Below are 14986 nucleotides of genomic sequence, written 5' to 3'. Positions count from 1 at the left end.
CGGTGGAGTCCGCCGCACCGCCGCATGATTCAGTTCACCTGAACCTTTGGAGCGGCGCCATTTTCGAAGAGGCCGTTCTGCGGCGGTGCGACAGTGCCTGCGGGCGCGGGGTTCTTGCCGCCGCGGTCATCATCATCATCGTCATCGTCGTCATCATCATCGTCGTCATCGTCTCCGAAGCGAAGCCACCAGCTTTTGCGATGACCTCGGTTGTCGTCATCGTCGCTCGCAAGGATGAGCGGCAGCGATTTCGCGCTCTCTTCAAAGACTGCGGCGAAAGGCCGAAGATGCGCGTCGTCCGGGGATTGAATCGCGCTCCATGCCGGGACACCGATTGCGGCGGTCAGCGCCGTGGTGGCAGCGAGAATCGTCAGGGTATGCTTCATAACAGGGTCTCCTTGGTGTGCTGAATTCAATATGGAGAGCGGACCTGAGGGCTTCCTGACAGCGGAGCGATTCCTGCTTCAGCTTGCCGTCAGGAAGGAAAAGGCCCCGCCGGGAATTGCGGGGCCGGGTTGCGCCGACGCGGTGATTGGCCGTGCGGGGCGACGGTCAGGCGATGTCGTCCGGTAGCGGCTGCCGACAAGACTCCGGACGAGCCGGAATGCGACAAGGCCTCCAGTGGAATATCCGAACCAGCGGTTCCCAGTCCCGGACCGTGCCAACCCTCGCTGTGGCCGTTTGGGCGCGCCTTGCCCCGCGCGTTTCAGTCGTTGTTGCTTTCCTGGCGATCCCGGCCCCGATCCTGCGCGCGCCGATCCTCTTCATCCTCGTCCTCGTATTCGAACTCGATCACTTCAAGCGTCGCCGGATGGATTGTTACCTCGATCGGGCGCCCTTCGGCATCGTGGCCGTCGATTTCATAGCAACCGTCGTCGATCTTGATGCGGCGCACCGTCCAGCCGTTCTCTTCGGCCAGGCTGGCCACGGCATCGCGTGGTTGCCAATCGGCCATTGGCACGAAGCAATCATCATCCGCCGACGCCATCCCGGCGGGAAAGGCTGAGAGAAAACCAAGAATTGTCAATGTCTTCTTCATGGGTCAAACTCCTCTATGCGGCCCATCTTGATGTAATTTATGCACGCCAAAGCTGACAGTAACCTGAAGTGGGGTGCGCGATCCGCTTCAGCTTGGTGTCAGCCAGACGGATCATGAAGGGCCATCGGGAAAGGACGGGGGCGACCATGCGCATTCTGCTGATCGAGGACGATACGACTCTCGGCGCCGCCGTGCGTGACCAGATCGCTGCCGATGGCCAATCCGTCGACTGGGTCACACGACTCGACGCCGCGGGCGACGCTCTGCACGCGGCCGCTTACGACCTGATCCTGCTCGACCTCATGCTGCCGGACGGCCGCGGCATCGGGTTCCTGAAGACCCTGCGCGCACGGGGCGACGTGACGCCAGTCATCATCCTGACCGCGCTGGATCAGGTCTCGGACCGGATCGAAGGGCTCAATGCGGGGGCCGACGACTATCTCGTGAAGCCCTTCGACCTGGCCGAGCTTTCCGCCCGGATCGGATCGGTCGCCCGGCGTTACAGCGGCAATCCGAACCCCATCGTCACCCATGGCCCGCTCGAGATTGACCTCGCCGCACGCAGCATTCACCGCGACGGCAAGCCGGTGGCGCTGACAGCGCGCGAATGGGCCTTGTTCGACGCGTTTCTCGCTCACCCCGGTCAGTTGCTGTCCAAGGCGCAGCTGGAGGACAAGTTATATGCGTTCGGGGCCGAAATCGAGAGCAACACCATCGAAGTTCACGTCAGCCGCCTGCGCAAGAAGCTCGGGAGCGCGATCATCGAGACCCAGCGCGGCATGGGCTACAGGCTGGGCCGGCCATGAGGCTGCCGCGCAGCCTGCTGGCGCGGCTCGGTCTGTCGCTGGGCCTCGTTCTGACGATCCTGTGGCTGCTGGCCGCCACGGTCACGGCGGTGATCGTGCGAGGCGAACTGGACGAGGTCTTTGACAGCGCCCTGCGCGAGACCGCCGAACGCATCCTGCCGCTGGCCGTGACCGACATCGTCGGGCGCGAGGATCAGGGCGTGACGCAACGGCTCGCGCCTATTCGCGAGCACGACGAATTCTTCACCTACCTTGTGCGCGATGCCGAGGGGCTGATCCTGCTGCGGTCCCACGCGGCAGATCCCGCAGTGTTCCCGCCCTACGATGGACCGGGGTTCCGCCAGACCTCAACACACCGGCTCTACAGCGACGCGGTGCTCCAGGGGACGATCCGCATCACGGTCGCCGAACCGCTTGCGCATCGCGGGGCCGTCGCGCGGGAAATCCAGATGGGCCTCGGTCTGCCACTCCTGATCGTGCTGCCACTCGCGCTGGCGTCGATCATCCTGGCCGTTCGCTTCAACCTCGCCCCCCTGCGCCGGTTCCGCATGCGCCTCGAGGCGCGCGGCGCCCGCGACCTCTCGGAGGTTCCCGCCGACGATCTGCCGACAGAGATCGGACCACTGGCCGCGACCCTGAACAGCCTTCTGGCCAGGTTGCGCGAAGCGTTCGAGGCGGAACGCAGCTTTACCGCCAATGCAGCGCATGAGTTACGAACCCCGCTGGCAGGCGCCATCGCCCAGGCACAGCGGCTTCGGTCAGAGACACGTGACCCCGCCACTGACGCGCGCGCCGCAGAGATCGAGGCGACGCTCAAACGCCTGACCCGCCTCTCGGAACGGCTCATGCAGCTCGCGCGGGCGGAAGGCGGGCGACTGCGGACAGATCAAAGTGCGGATCTGAGGGCCGTCGCGCGTGTCGTTGTGGATGATATCGGGCGCACTGACGCTCTGGGTCGGATTGCGCTGAAGCTGCCGGACACGGCCGTCATGTCGGACATCGACCCCGACGCCTTCGCCATCCTCTGCCGGAACCTCGTGGAGAACGCCCTGCGCCACGGGGACGAAAGTGCCCCCGTCGATGTGATCGTGACAGGAGACGGCCAATTGATCGTGGCGAACGATGGTCCCGTCGTGCCGCGCGAAACCCTCGACCGCCTGACTGCGCGTTTCGAGCGGGCGAACTCCGGCACGGATGGCAGCGGGCTCGGCCTCGCCATCGTCGCCGCCATCGCGGACCGGATCGGAAGCCAACTCATTCTGGAATCGCCGCGTCCGGGATCGACTTCCGGTTTCCAGGCTTCCCTCAGGTTGCCGGTGAGTGTTCTCGACACCGTCGCGCGAGACGCGACGCGGAGGACGTGACAAGTGGAGGGCCATCAGCCGCTTCGCGCCTGCTCCCGCCGCATGGCGTAATCGCTCAACATCTCGCCAATAACCGGGCCATCGGCACCTGCAGGATGACGGCCATGTTCATCGCCTCCATCGTCTTGCCCTGGTTCGATGCGCCGTCTCCCGAGAACGCCACCGCCACACGGTCCGTCCCGGTCAGCTGTTGCGTCAGTGCGGCCCCAACTGCCAAGGGCGGGCTGCCGCCGACAATCGCGTTGGCCCCCAGCATGCCCTTGTCCATGTCCGCGATATGCATCGACCCGCCCTTGGCGATGCAGTGGCCGAGGCCACGGTGGGTCGATCCGATCCAGCCGTCATCGCTGAGATCAAAGCAGATGCCGCCACCGCCTCGGGCATCGGTGGATTGAAGTCAGCCTGATCGGGCGCGCCCGACAAGAAATCGTTCTCCAGCGTCAGCTTCGCATGCGGGGTCTTCACATCGCTCACCGGCTCCGGCTCGGCCTTCGGGCCACCACCGAACACCCCGGTTCAATCCCTTGTGACATCCCGAGCGGCGCGGTCAGAATGCGGTGTCTGTCCCGTCCAGCCGGTCAATCACCAATCCCGGACGCAGAGATCGCCGCCCATGGGACCCAGGTGCAATCGGGCCTTCAGGCGCCAGAGAACATTTGCTGGCGCAAGTAAACTCTGCCTTCATTGCCCTCTCACACAGCCCCCGCCCCCTTGCTCCGCCGCGGCGCGGCTTTCTGCCCCATACATGCCGGATCAGCGATCCAAGGTTGATCCCAGCCGGAAATACCGTGAAGAGTTTCCCTGAGCGCCCAATGACCGGGCGACAGGTTAGAACGGGAGGAGCGAGAATGTCGAAGTCTCTGTCTGGAATGAACGTGGCGGAATATCTGGGTGAAGCGGGCAAGCAGGCATGGGTCATCGATGACCTGGCGCCGGGCACCAAGACGCGGCCAGTGAAAAGGGTCGGCATCATCGGCGCCGGCACCATGGGTGGTGGCATCGCGATGAACTTCGCCACCGCCGAAATCCCGGTGACCATGGTGGAAACCAGGCAAGAGGCGCTGGATCGCGGCATGAAGGTGATGCGCGGCAATTATCAGCGCAGCGCCGACAAGGGCCGCTTTCCGCAGGCAGAGGTCGATGCACGGATGGGCCGGATCACCGGCAGCCTCGACATGAATGACCTCGCCGATTGCGACCTGATCATCGAAGCGGTGTTCGAGGATATGGATGTGAAGAAAGGGGTCTTCACCAAGCTCGACGCGATCTGCAAGCCGGGCGCGATCCTCGGCACCAATTCCTCGGGCCTTGATATCGACGCGATTGCGGCAATGACCAAACGCCCGCAAGATGTGATCGGCCTGCATTTCTTCTCACCCGCCAATGTGATGAAGCTGCTGGAAATCGTGCGCGCCGATCACACCGCCGACGATGTTGTCGCCACCTCGATGGAGGTCGCCAGGAAGATCAACAAGGTCGCGGTGATGGCCGGGGTCTGCCCGGGCTTTGTCGGCAACCGCATCCTGCGGGCCCGGCAGATGCAGGCGAACAAGCTGCTCTACAAGGGCGTGATGCCCTGGGACATCGACGCCGCGATCAACGTCTTCGGTTTCAAGATGGGGCCCTACCAGATGTCCGACCTCGCGGGGCTCGACATCGGCTGGTCCAAGGGCGCGACCACCGCCAATCCGATCCGCGACGCGCTTTGCGAACTCGACCGGCGCGGTCAAAAGACCGGCGCGGGCTATTACGATTATGACGAAGCCCGCAATCGCACCCCCTCCAAGGTCACCGAACAGGTGATCCGCGAGGTCACCGGCGCCGACCCCTCGACCATGACCCAGGCTGAAATCACCGAAACCCTGATCTATCCGATGATCAATGAAGCGGTGAAGATCCTTGAGGACAACAAGGCGCAGCGCGCCTCGGATATCGACGTGATCTGGATCAACGGCTACGGCTGGCCCCAGGACAAGGGCGGCCCGATGTTCTATGGCGACACGGTCGGTGCCAAGGCCGTGCTGGCGCGGATGGAAATCGTCGGTGCCGAGGATCCCGATTTCGCCCCGGCCGAAACCCTGAAGAAACTGGCGGCCGAGGGCGGGTCCTTCCTCGACCTCGATCTCGGCGGGCTGAAAACCGCCGGCACCGAGGCCCGCAAGGCAGGCTGAGGCCAAAACAGAGGGCGCGCAGCGGACAGGCCGGTGCGCGCCACGCCTCCGGCGGGACTGTTTGGAACAAGATGAAGATCGCAGCCTTTTCGCTTCATCTTGCCCAAAATATTCCAGGGGTCCGGGGGCAGCGCCCCCGGCGGGGCGTCACAAACGCAAACAGGTGGCAAAATGAGTAATCCAGACAGAATTCCAGTAATTGTAGCAATCGGTCAGATCAACGACCGGCCCGATGATCCTGCCGAAGCGCTCGACAGCCTCGGGCTGATGGCGGCGGCGCTGCGCCTTGCCGATGACGACGGCGGTGGTGGCTGGCTGACCGATCTGGATGCGCTCTCCACCGTCGATCAGATCTCCTGCCCCGAGCTGACCGATATCGCCGCCGCTCTCGCCGCCCGGCTGGGCGCCACGCCACGGATCGTTGAGACCACCGAGATGCCGCATGGCGACAGCCCGATCCGGCTGTTGAACCTGGCCGCCAACCGGATTGGTCGGGGCGAAATTCGCAGCATGGCGGTGGTCGGGGCCGAGGTCCTGCGCAGCGTAGCCAAACGCGCCGCCGCCAGCGGCACCAGGCCCGGAGACCTGCTGCGCGCCAATCCCAAGCGCCGGGTGCATCCTTACCGGCGCGCCTTTGGCCTGCTCGCGCCGACGGATATGTATCCGCTTTACGAGAACGCCAGCCGCCATGCCTGGGGTCAGAGCCTGGCCGAGGGTCAGGCAGAAACCGGAGCGATCTGGGCACAGATGGCGGCGGTCGCCGCCGCCAACCCGAATGCCTGGCTGCGCAACGGCGCCAGCGCCACGGATATCGTGACGCCGAGCGCCAGCAACCGGCCGATCGCGCATCCCTATACCAAGCTGATGGTCGCCAATGCCTCGGTCAACCAGGGCGCGGGATTCATCGTCGCCTCACTGGCCGAGGCCCGCCGCCGCGGTCTGCCCGAAGACCGGCTGATCCATATTGGCCATGGCGCCGGGGCGAATGAGCCTTACGAATTGCTGGAGCGTGCCGATTTCACCGGGTCGGTGTCGATGCAGACCGTGCTCACCCGCACCCTCTCCGCCAACCGGATCAGTGCCGCCGAGCTTGCCCATATCGAGCTGTATTCCTGCTTTCCGATTGTCCCGAAACTCGCCCGCCGCAGTCTCGACTGGCCGCTGGAGCGGCCGGTGACGGTGTTCGGCGGGCTGACCTTTGGCGGTGCCCCGGTCGCCAATTACATGAGCCACGCAGTCGCCAGCATGGTCGAGCTGTTGCGCGGCACCAGTGACTCCGGCTTGCTCTATGCCAATGGCGGCATCGTCACCACCAACCATGCAATCGTGCTTTCCGGCGCACCGCTGGCGGCGCGGTTCCCGCAAGAGGACCAGGCGCAGGCGCTGGCCGATGCGGCGCGTGGCCCGGTGCCGGCGCTCGCGGAGGATCACGTTGGCCCGGTGACGGTGGAAAGCTGGACGGTGTTCTATGACCGTGACGCCCAGCCGAGCCGGGGCATTGTCGTCGCCCGCACCGCCGAGGGCAGCCGGACCCTGGCCGAAGTGCCCGCCAGCGATACCAGCCTGATCGCGGCACTCACCGATGGCAGCATCGACCCGGTGGGACAATCTGGGCGAATCGCGATCGACAACGGGCGGCGGCGCTTCGCGTTCTGAAATCCGGTCGGCTGAATTGCGGCCAGCGCAATTGCAGCGACCGAATACACCGCCGACCTAGAACCCGGCTGTGGCCTCGGCGGCCTGAATCGCGGCGATCTGTGCCGACAGCCCCGGCGCCCGCGCCGGAAACACCCCGTCCAGCGCCGCGGTGCCAATGGTGAAGCCCCAGGCCCCGGCCGCGCGCAGGGCCGCGATCCGCGCCGGGCTGTCGACTGATCCGGCAACGATCACCGGCTTGTCGGTGACCCCGACAACCCCTGCGATCAGCGCCTCGACATCACCACGAAACCGCCAGGCCAGCAGGTCGAGCCCATGCACCCCCTCCAGCGCCGCCAGCTTGGCGGCTGAGGCGACAATCGCCCCGGCGGGCCCGTGCAACACGCTCGGGATACCTTCGATCCGCCCCGGAAACGGCATGTAGCGCAGGCCGGATCCGGCCACCAGCGGCGCCACCAGATCGGCATTGGTGCCCCCCAGCAAGACATCGACCCCGATCCGCAGCGCGGCCCGGGCCGAGACGAGTTCGCTGGCCTGATCCTCTGACACCACCTCGAGGTAACAGGTCGCCCCGGCAGCGTTGATCCGGTCACGCAACCCGCGCAGCCGGTCCTCGGGCAGGCCGACATCCTTGAACCCGATATGGCGCACCCCGCTGGCGATCACTGTCTCCAGATGCACCTCGGCGTCGGCCACGGTCCGGTCATTGCGGGTGAGCATGAAGATAAAGGCCATCAGCCCGCCTTGTCCCGCGCCGCCACCAATTGCCGTGCGGCCTGCAGCGCGGCGATCATGCTCTCGGCCGAGGCGATGCCCTGCCCGGCAAGGTCAAAGGCGGTGCCATGATCCGGCGAGGTGCGCACAAAAGGCAGCCCGAGAGTGACATTCACCCCCTGCTCCAACCCCATGTATTTCACCGGGATCAGCCCCTGGTCGTGATATTGGGCCACCACCACGTCGAACTGGCCCTGGCGCGCCTGCATGAACACCGTATCGCCCGGCCAGGGGCCGCTGGCGTCGATGCCTTCGGCCTGCGCCGCCTTGATCGCCGGGGTGATGATGTCGATCTCTTCGCGCCCGAACAGCCCGCCCTCTCCGGCATGTGGATTCAACCCGGCGACCGCGACCCGCGGGCGGGCGATGCCAAAGGCACGGGTGCCGGAATCGGCCAGGCGGATGGCGCGCATCTGGGCGTCGAAATCGCCCTGGGCGATGGCGTCGCGCAGGCTGACATGGATGGTGACCAGCACCGTGCGGATGACATCGTTGAGCAGCATCATCGCGACGTTTTCGGCGCCTCCGTGATATGCCAGCATCTCGGTATGGCCGGGGAATTTCACCCCAGCCGCCGCCAGCGCCTCTTTGTGGATCGGGGCGGTGACGATGCCGGAAACCGCGCCCTGCCGTGCCAGGCGGATCGCGGCCAGGATCGCCGCCGCCGCCGCCTGGCCCGCTGCTGCACTGACCTGTCCATAGACGGGCGCCGCGGCCTCGGCTCCGGCCACCAGCAGGCGCAAATGCCGATCCGACAGCGCCGCGTCCTCGGGTGAGGCGACCTGCTGCAATTGCATCCCCGGCGCCACCAGCGCCAGCGCCCGTTCTGCGACCGCAGGCTGACCGATCAGCACTGTATCCGAGGAGCCCAGCATCGCGCGCACCGCCACCTCGGGGCCGATTCCGGCGCCATCGCCAATGGTGATCGCGAGTGGTTTTGTCATGGTCTACCCCGGCGAATGACGCTTTGGCGCAGGGTAAGCCGATCCCGAGCGATGCGAAAGCGCCAGTTCGCCCGATCTGGCACTTCAAACCGGGGCACATATGGCGATTCAGCCGGTCACATATCAAATTGCCGTGGAATTATCGCGATTCAGCGATAAATTCGCCATGCCGCCGGGCTCAATTGTCGGGGCGATGCGAACAGCTGGACCAGCACCAATGGATGACGATCTTTCACACCATCACCGCAGGATGATCGCCGCCCGGCATCAGCGGCTGTTCCAATTGCTGGCCGAGGGCAAGATCCGCGCCAACCGCCTGACCGATCCGCCAGCGCAGCTGACCCGGCCCAGCCCGAGCGTCAGTGAATTCGCCGAATACGCGCGCCGCTCGATCACCTCACCGAAGCGATCGATCTGGCGGTTGAAACCCTAGGGTCTGAAGCCGGTCGCAACCACGAATTTCTCCGAGGAATCTGCGCGTGAGGCCAGTGGTTTCACATTCGCGACCTTGGTAAATTTCTGTTTCAGAAGCTTCTGCAACTCCCCCTCGGCGCCGCCCGCCAGAACTTTGGCGACAAAGGTGCCGCCCTCTTCGAGCACGTCAAAGGCAAAATAGGCCGCCGCTTCGCACAGCGCGATGATCCGCATGTGGTCGGTCTGTTTGTGGCCGCTGGCGCTGGCGGCCATATCGCTCATCACCACATCGGCGCGGCCGCCCAGCCAACCCTTGACCAGAATGTCGGCGTCGTCTGCCATGAAGTCGAGCTGGTGGATCTCGGCCCCCGGCACCGGATCGACCTCTTGCAGATCGACCCCGATGATCCGGCCCACCGCCTTGCCGGATTTTTCGCCAAGCGCATTGATCCGCGGCACCGCCACCTGCAGCCAGCCACCGGGCGCACAGCCGAGGTCGACGATCCGGGCGCCGGGCACCAGAAAGCGGAATTTGTCGTCGAGTTCCATGATCTTGAAGGCGGCGCGTCCGCGATAGCCTTCGTTCTGGGCGCGCTGCACATAGGGATCGTTCAACTGCCGCTGCAACCAGCGGGTCGAGGACGCCTTGCGCCCGCGCGCGGTTTTCACCTTGACGGTCAGATCGCGCTGGCCGCGCCCTGAGGTGTTCTTGCCTGTCGGTTTCTTAACCATATCCGCATCTTTCGCCGGCGCCGGGAGTCCCGAAAGGGTCGATATACGCATTTGCCGGGCAATACAAAAGCCTGACACGCGGCGGCTAGTAGGATTTCACTGTCGCGCCACCGCGCGCCGCCTAGAACGGCCCGTCCTCAAGCACCCCGTCGGCGCTCATCTGCGCATAGAGCAGCCCCTCGCGCAGGCCCCGGTCGGCCACCGAAAGCTGATCGGTCGGCCAGCAGCGCAGCAGCGCCTGCAGAATGGCGCTGCCCGACATGATCAGCGCCTGCCGGTCCTGACCAATGCGCGGATCGCGCCGCCGCCCCTCGGGGCCAAGGGTCAGATAACCGCGGATCACCGTGTCGATCTGATCGCTGGTCATCCGGAGCCCGTCAACCTTGGTGCGATCATAGCGTTTCAGTCCCAGATGACTGGCTGCCACGGTGGTGACGGTGCCGCTGGTGCCGACGATCTGAAAGCCGGCGCGGGTCTGTTCATCCTTGTAGGGGGCGAATTCGGCCAGGTTTTCCTCGAAAAACCAGGACATCAGGGCAAAGCGTGCCGCGTCGTTTTCGACATCGCGAAACTGATCGCGCAGCGTCGCCACCCCCAGCGGAACCGAGATCCAGTCGACCACCTTGGCGGCGGGAAACGGGCTGGCCTGTGGATGAAACCCGGCGTGCAGCCGCATGATCGCCCGGGGGCGTTCCTGTTTCGGCACGCTTGAGAGGTCGATCCAGACCAGTTCGGTCGAGCCACCGCCGATATCGACGACCAGCAATTGTTCGGTGCGGGTCGACACCAGGGGCGCGCAGGACACAACCGCCAGCCGCGCCTCTTCCTCGGGTTCGATGATATCCAGCACCAGCCCGGTTTCGCGTTCGACATCCTTGAGGAAGCCCTTGGCATTGACCGCGCGGCGGCAGGCCTCGGTCGCGACCAGCCGCATCCGGGTGACGCCATGCCGGTCCAGTTTCTGGCGACAGACCCGCACCGCTTGCAGGGCCCGGGTCATTGACGCGCGTCCCAACCGGCCGGATCGTTCCAGCCCGGCCCCCAGTTGCACAGATTTGGAAAAGCTATCCACGACATGAAACTGACTGCCCTTGGGTTGGGCAATCAGCATGCGACAGGCATTGGTGCCCAGATCCAAAGCGGCATAAAGCGCCGAGGGATCGGGCTGTTTCAGTGCGGGGCTATCTACCGGTTTCGGGAACGCGCCCGCACCATTCGGACGCTTGGGCGCCATGATACACGCCCTCCATTTCGAGTTGCTTCAAAGGTAACTGTCACGCTGTCTTTTATCAAGGGGCTCGCAGGCTCGCCGTTCTCTTTCTGGTTGTGTGTCATCGCCTTAAATCAATCGTCGAGCGCGCCGCTGTGTCCCGGCACCGGCCACCACTCAGAGGCGCCAGACACGGTGCAAGACGGGCCCGGGCCGCCGGTTCTGCCTCATAAACATGCTGAACAATCCTCCGATTCGAGGCACTGGCCGCGCCGTCGCAGGCTTTGTATGACCGGTGGGACGACACGCCGGGGACTGATGGTCGCTCTTCACCTGCGCGATGTCGAAAACGATGCAAAGCGATGCGACGCGCTCCGCTATTCAGGGGCAGGACATGTGAGGGTTACAGCCGATGCCAGAGGTTACGATTGTCTATTGGCGGGATATCCCGGCACAGGTGATCGTCGGCAGGGGCCGGCGCAGCGCCAAGGTGCAATTGCCCGAACGATTTGAGCAGGCCATCGACCGGGCTGCGATGAAATCGGGCGCCGCAGGCACCGACGCCTATCTGGCGGAATGGCACAAGAAACCCACAGATCCCGCCGAGGGCACGCCTTCGGATATCGCGCGGATCACGGCCGACCGGCTTGACTCCGTTTATGATCAGGACCGCCTCAAGGCGCTGATCGGCAACGACGGATGGGCCTGATCGCCTGTCGTGTGAGGGAAATATTGATGGCCCTTTTGAACTTTCGCCGCGCGGGTGCACCGCGCCAGACTCCGCATTCCGACACTACCGGCTCAGGCAGTCTCAACGCGATTCTGGCGGGGTATTCGATCGAGGTGATGCCGCGCACCGCCGACAAGATCGAGGATTTCCGCGCCCTGCTGCCGGCTGGCACACGGGTCTATATCGCCCATATCGACGGCACCCCAATCGAGGATATGGTCGCCACCGCCAAACGGATCGCGGCGCAGGGCTTTGCGGTGATGCCGCATTTCGCCGCCCGCTCGATCCCCGACCTTGCGACCCTCACCGATTGGATCGCCCGCTATCAGGGCGAGGCCGGGATCACCCAGGCGCTGCTGCTCGCTGGTGGCATCGCGCAGCCGCGTGGTGAGTTCGACAATTCGATGCAATTGCTGGAAACCGGGCTGTTCGACCGGGCCGGCTTCACCGATCTGCATGTCGCAGGCCACCCCGAAGGCAACCGCGACATTGACCCTGATGGCGGCGAGTCCGGGGTGATGGCGGCGCTGCGCTGGAAACAGGCGTTTTCGGCACGCACCGATGCAAGCATGGCGATTGCCACCCAGTTCGCCTTTGCCGCCGCCCCGGTCATCGCCTGGGCGGAAAAGCTGCAGGCCGCCGGGATCAGCCTGCCGATCCATGTCGGCATCGCCGGTCCGGCCAAGTTGCAGACCCTGATCAAATTCGCCATCGCCTGTGGCGTCGGCCCCTCGCTTAAGGTGTTGCAAAAGCGCGCGATGGACGTCACCAAGCTGGTTCTGCCCTATGAGCCGACCGAAGTGCTGACCGACCTGGCCACCTACCGCGCCAGCCATCCCGACAGCCTGATTGCCGGGACACATATGTTTCCGCTGGGTGGAATCGCCCCCGCCGCACAGTGGCTGACACGGCACAGCGGCGCGACCCGGGGGCCAGCTGCCGCTGTCGCCCGCTGAACAACGGCCCGGACCCCGGGTCGCCCGACCCAAACGACCGGCCCCAGGGGCCCGCAAACAACCAAAGGGAAGACAATGACCCGCACCGTGCTGGAAAGCAAAACCAAGACTGTTGTGATCGGCTTTGACGAACCGTTTTGCGTGATCGGCGAACGGATCAACCCGACCGGGCGCAAGAAACTGGCGGCAGAGCTGGAACAGGGCGATTTTTCCACCGTCGAGCGCGACGCGCTGGAGCAGGTGGCCTGTGGCGCGATGGTGCTGGATGTGAATTCTGGCGCGGTGTTCACCAATCGGATGGCCGCCGACCCGCGCTATGCCGACAACAACTTTGTCGAACCGCCCTTGATGCGCGAATTGATCGCCCGGGTGCAGGCCATTGTCGATGTGCCACTCTGCATCGACAGCTCGGTCCCCGGCGCGCTTGAGGCCGGGCTGGAAGCCGCCGAGGGGCGCCCCTTGCTGAACTCGGTCACCGGCGAAGAGGAACGGCTGGAGCTGGTGCTGCCGCTGGTCAAGAAATACAACGTGCCGGTGGTGGCGATTTCCAACGACGACACCGGGATTTCCGAGGATCCGGATGTGCGTTTCTCCGTCGCCAAGCGGATCGTCGAACGCGCTGCCGATTTCGGCATTCCGGCGCATGACATCGTGGTCGATCCGCTGGTGATGCCGATCGGCGCGATGGCCAGCGCCGGGCAGCAGGTCTTTGCCCTGGTGCGGCGGCTGCGCGACGAGCTCGGGGTGAACACCACCTGCGGTGCCTCCAACGTCTCATTCGGGATGCCGCACCGGCACGGGATCAACGCCGCCTTCCTGCCGATGGCGATTGGCGCCGGGATGACCTCGGCGATCATGAACCCGGTGCGTCAGGTCGAGATGGAGGCGATCAAGGCCGCCAATGTGCTGATGAACCACGACCCGAACGGCAGCGCCTGGATCGCGTTTTCGCGGATCATCGATGCGGTGGCCGAGGGCGCCAGTTTCCCCGACGCCGCCCGCGCCGCCGCCGAGGCTGGTGGCGGTCGCGGTGGTCGTCGCCGTCGGCGCGGCTGACACCGCCAGCGGCGCGAGATCCAACAAGAACGCCGGGCGCAACCGCCCGGCGTTTTGCCTTGTCCTCGCGATCTTGGATCAGACCAGACCGGCGGCTTCGTCGATCCCGAGCATCAGGTTCATGTTCTGCACCGCCGCGCCCGAGGCCCCCTTGCCGAGGTTGTCGAGCACCGCAATCAGCGTCACCGCGCCGCTGGCGGCGTCGCCATGCACGGACAATTCCAGCCGATTGCTGCCGTTCAACCGCTGCGGCATCACCCGTGGCTCATGCACCGAGGCCTCGACCACCGCGACGAATTGCTCGCCCGCATAGGCCGCGCGCAACGCCGCCTCTGCTTCGGCCAGGCCCTTCGGCCCCATCCCCCCGAGATGCACCGCCACCGCCATGCCCTGGGCATAGGCGCCGACCGAGGGCACGAACACCGGCGCGACGTCGAGCAGCCCGTATTTGGTCATCTCCGGCAAATGCTTGTGGGCTTGCGAGGCGCCATAGAGGAACGATCCGGTGACCGTGCCGCTCTCATATTCCGCGATCATCGCCTTACCGCCGCCGCTATAGCCGGAAACGCCCGACACCGCCGGGGCGCTGGCGGGGTCGATCAGCCCGGCTTCGACCAGCGGCCGGATCAGCGCGATGCCACAGGTCGACCAGCAGCCAGGGTTCGACACCCGGCGGGCCTGTTGCAGCGCCGCCCGTTGGCCAGCGGCCATTTCGGCGAAACCAAACACCCAATCGGGATTGACCCGATGCGCGGTCGAGGCGTCGATCAACCGGCCCTCATCCGGCCCCAGCGCCGCCACCAGGTCCTTGGCCGCCGCATCCGGCAGGCACAGGATCGCCACATCGGCTTCGCGCGCCGCATCGGCCCGCGCCGCGACGTCCTTGCGACGGTCCTCGGCCAGGCTGATCAGGGTGATATCGCGGCGGACTTCCAGCCGCTCGCGGATCTGCAGGCCGGTGGTCCCGACCTCACCGTCAATGAATACCTTATGGGCCATGGCTCGTTCTCCCCGGCTGCGCGCCGCCGTTCAACACTGTCGCCGGGCCTACGTCAACGACCGGCTTCATCTTGCCAAAAATATTCCCGCCGGAGGCACCTGCGGGCAACGCAGCGCCCGCCGCCGGGCAAGAAC

General features: G+C 65.3%; 16 protein-coding genes. 8 read left to right on the top strand and 8 right to left on the bottom strand.

Features of this window, described 5'->3' with window-relative positions; translation table 11 throughout:
- Window positions 1–29 precede the first annotated feature (29 nt).
- Together P1U48_RS10370 and P1U48_RS10365 are read right to left on the bottom strand one after the other, a co-directional pair.
- Window positions 30–386 carry a hypothetical protein gene (locus P1U48_RS10370; RefSeq protein ID WP_301068905.1) on the bottom strand — a complete coding sequence of 119 codons (357 nt, stop codon included), beginning with the start codon at window positions 384–386 and terminating at the stop codon, window positions 30–32.
- A 320-nt stretch (window positions 387–706) separates the two neighbouring features.
- The gene (locus tag P1U48_RS10365; RefSeq protein ID WP_301068904.1) at window positions 707–1039 is read right to left on the bottom strand and encodes a PepSY domain-containing protein; all 333 of its coding nucleotides are present in this window, start codon (window positions 1037–1039) and stop codon (window positions 707–709) included.
- Between the two features lie 146 nt (window positions 1040–1185).
- Between P1U48_RS10365 and P1U48_RS10360 the strand changes: the two genes are divergently transcribed.
- Window positions 1186–1845, top strand: a complete 660-nt coding sequence (locus tag P1U48_RS10360) for a response regulator transcription factor (protein WP_301068903.1) — start codon at window positions 1186–1188, stop codon at window positions 1843–1845.
- Window positions 1842–3209 (top strand): ATP-binding protein, encoded by a 1368-nt coding sequence (locus P1U48_RS10355; protein ID WP_301068902.1) that lies wholly within the window; start codon window positions 1842–1844, stop codon window positions 3207–3209. The genes P1U48_RS10360 and P1U48_RS10355 overlap by 4 nt, the downstream gene beginning before the upstream one ends.
- A 55-nt stretch (window positions 3210–3264) precedes the next feature.
- Here P1U48_RS10355 and P1U48_RS10350 read toward each other — a convergent pair whose 3' ends face one another.
- Window positions 3265–3510, bottom strand: a complete 246-nt coding sequence (locus tag P1U48_RS10350; protein WP_301068942.1) for a thiamine pyrophosphate-dependent enzyme — start codon at window positions 3508–3510, stop codon at window positions 3265–3267.
- A 547-nt stretch (window positions 3511–4057) separates the two neighbouring features.
- On the opposite strand from P1U48_RS10350, the gene P1U48_RS10345 reads away from it, so the two are divergent.
- Both P1U48_RS10345 and P1U48_RS10340 read left to right on the top strand, forming a co-directional pair.
- Complete coding sequence (locus tag P1U48_RS10345; protein WP_301068901.1) at window positions 4058–5380, top strand: 3-hydroxyacyl-CoA dehydrogenase; 1323 nt, start codon at window positions 4058–4060, stop codon at window positions 5378–5380.
- Window positions 5381–5551: 171 nt separating this feature from the next.
- Window positions 5552–7036: a hypothetical protein gene (locus tag P1U48_RS10340; protein ID WP_301068900.1), complete on the top strand. Its 1485-nt coding sequence runs from the start codon at window positions 5552–5554 to the stop codon at window positions 7034–7036.
- 57 nt (window positions 7037–7093) lie between these two features.
- On the opposite strand, the gene P1U48_RS10335 is transcribed toward P1U48_RS10340, so the two are convergent.
- Both P1U48_RS10335 and pdxA read right to left on the bottom strand, forming a co-directional pair.
- Complete coding sequence (locus P1U48_RS10335) at window positions 7094–7771, bottom strand: hypothetical protein (RefSeq protein WP_301068899.1); 678 nt, start codon at window positions 7769–7771, stop codon at window positions 7094–7096.
- A complete protein-coding gene (pdxA, locus tag P1U48_RS10330; RefSeq protein ID WP_301068898.1) occupies window positions 7771–8754 on the bottom strand; it encodes a 4-hydroxythreonine-4-phosphate dehydrogenase PdxA in 984 nt (327 codons plus the stop codon). The genes P1U48_RS10335 and pdxA overlap by 1 nt, the downstream gene beginning before the upstream one ends.
- Window positions 8755–8971: 217 nt before the next feature.
- Between pdxA and P1U48_RS10325 the strand changes: the two genes are divergently transcribed.
- The gene (locus tag P1U48_RS10325; RefSeq protein WP_301068897.1) at window positions 8972–9187 is read left to right on the top strand and encodes a hypothetical protein; all 216 of its coding nucleotides are present in this window, start codon (window positions 8972–8974) and stop codon (window positions 9185–9187) included.
- Here P1U48_RS10325 and P1U48_RS10320 read toward each other — a convergent pair.
- Both P1U48_RS10320 and P1U48_RS10315 read right to left on the bottom strand, forming a co-directional pair.
- Window positions 9184–9900 (bottom strand): RlmE family RNA methyltransferase, encoded by a 717-nt coding sequence (locus tag P1U48_RS10320; RefSeq protein WP_301068895.1) that lies wholly within the window; start codon window positions 9898–9900, stop codon window positions 9184–9186. The genes P1U48_RS10325 and P1U48_RS10320 overlap by 4 nt on opposite strands.
- Window positions 9901–10021: 121 nt before the next feature.
- Entirely contained in the window at window positions 10022–11134 is a 1113-nt protein-coding gene (locus P1U48_RS10315; protein ID WP_301068894.1) for a Ppx/GppA phosphatase family protein, read from the bottom strand.
- Between the two features lie 388 nt (window positions 11135–11522).
- On the opposite strand from P1U48_RS10315, the gene P1U48_RS10310 reads away from it, so the two are divergent.
- From P1U48_RS10310 to P1U48_RS10300, 3 genes are all read left to right on the top strand, one after another.
- Window positions 11523–11819, top strand: a complete 297-nt coding sequence (locus tag P1U48_RS10310) for a virulence factor (protein ID WP_301068893.1) — start codon at window positions 11523–11525, stop codon at window positions 11817–11819.
- 26 nt (window positions 11820–11845) lie between these two features.
- Window positions 11846–12796 carry a methylenetetrahydrofolate reductase gene (locus P1U48_RS10305; protein WP_301068892.1) on the top strand — a complete coding sequence of 317 codons (951 nt, stop codon included), beginning with the start codon at window positions 11846–11848 and terminating at the stop codon, window positions 12794–12796.
- A gap of 75 nt (window positions 12797–12871) precedes the next feature.
- A complete protein-coding gene (locus tag P1U48_RS10300; RefSeq protein WP_301068891.1) occupies window positions 12872–13852 on the top strand; it encodes a methyltetrahydrofolate cobalamin methyltransferase in 981 nt (326 codons plus the stop codon).
- Between the two features lie 78 nt (window positions 13853–13930).
- Here the strand turns inward: P1U48_RS10300 and argC are convergent, their stop codons facing one another.
- On the bottom strand, window positions 13931–14851 hold the full coding sequence (gene argC / locus P1U48_RS10295) for an N-acetyl-gamma-glutamyl-phosphate reductase (protein ID WP_301068890.1): 921 nt from the start codon (window positions 14849–14851) through the stop codon (window positions 13931–13933).
- Window positions 14852–14986: the final 135 nt, after the last annotated feature.

This window comes from Pseudooceanicola sp. (assembly GCF_029213205.1).
GTDB lineage: Bacteria > Pseudomonadota > Alphaproteobacteria > Rhodobacterales > Rhodobacteraceae > Pseudooceanicola.
The sequence above is the reverse complement of the archived record's forward strand: the minus strand, read 5'-3'. Positions and strand labels throughout refer to the sequence as shown.

Coding starts and splice junctions, on each gene's coding strand:
- P1U48_RS10370 (WP_301068905.1), bottom strand. CDS start 386: ATGAAGCATACCCTGACGATTCTCGCTGCCACCACGGCGCTGACCGCC.
- P1U48_RS10365 (WP_301068904.1), bottom strand. CDS start 1,039: ATGAAGAAGACATTGACAATTCTTGGTTTTCTCTCAGCCTTTCCCGCC.
- P1U48_RS10360 (WP_301068903.1), top strand. CDS start 1,186: ATGCGCATTCTGCTGATCGAGGACGATACGACTCTCGGCGCCGCCGTG.
- P1U48_RS10355 (WP_301068902.1), top strand. CDS start 1,842: ATGAGGCTGCCGCGCAGCCTGCTGGCGCGGCTCGGTCTGTCGCTGGGC.
- P1U48_RS10345 (WP_301068901.1), top strand. CDS start 4,058: ATGTCGAAGTCTCTGTCTGGAATGAACGTGGCGGAATATCTGGGTGAA.
- P1U48_RS10340 (WP_301068900.1), top strand. CDS start 5,552: ATGAGTAATCCAGACAGAATTCCAGTAATTGTAGCAATCGGTCAGATC.
- P1U48_RS10335 (WP_301068899.1), bottom strand. CDS start 7,771: ATGGCCTTTATCTTCATGCTCACCCGCAATGACCGGACCGTGGCCGAC.
- pdxA (WP_301068898.1), bottom strand. CDS start 8,754: ATGACAAAACCACTCGCGATCACCATTGGCGATGGCGCCGGAATCGGC.
- P1U48_RS10325 (WP_301068897.1), top strand. CDS start 8,972: ATGGATGACGATCTTTCACACCATCACCGCAGGATGATCGCCGCCCGG.
- P1U48_RS10320 (WP_301068895.1), bottom strand. CDS start 9,900: ATGGTTAAGAAACCGACAGGCAAGAACACCTCAGGGCGCGGCCAGCGC.
- P1U48_RS10315 (WP_301068894.1), bottom strand. CDS start 11,134: ATGGCGCCCAAGCGTCCGAATGGTGCGGGCGCGTTCCCGAAACCGGTA.
- P1U48_RS10310 (WP_301068893.1), top strand. CDS start 11,523: ATGCCAGAGGTTACGATTGTCTATTGGCGGGATATCCCGGCACAGGTG.
- P1U48_RS10305 (WP_301068892.1), top strand. CDS start 11,846: ATGGCCCTTTTGAACTTTCGCCGCGCGGGTGCACCGCGCCAGACTCCG.
- P1U48_RS10300 (WP_301068891.1), top strand. CDS start 12,872: ATGACCCGCACCGTGCTGGAAAGCAAAACCAAGACTGTTGTGATCGGC.
- argC (WP_301068890.1), bottom strand. CDS start 14,851: ATGGCCCATAAGGTATTCATTGACGGTGAGGTCGGGACCACCGGCCTG.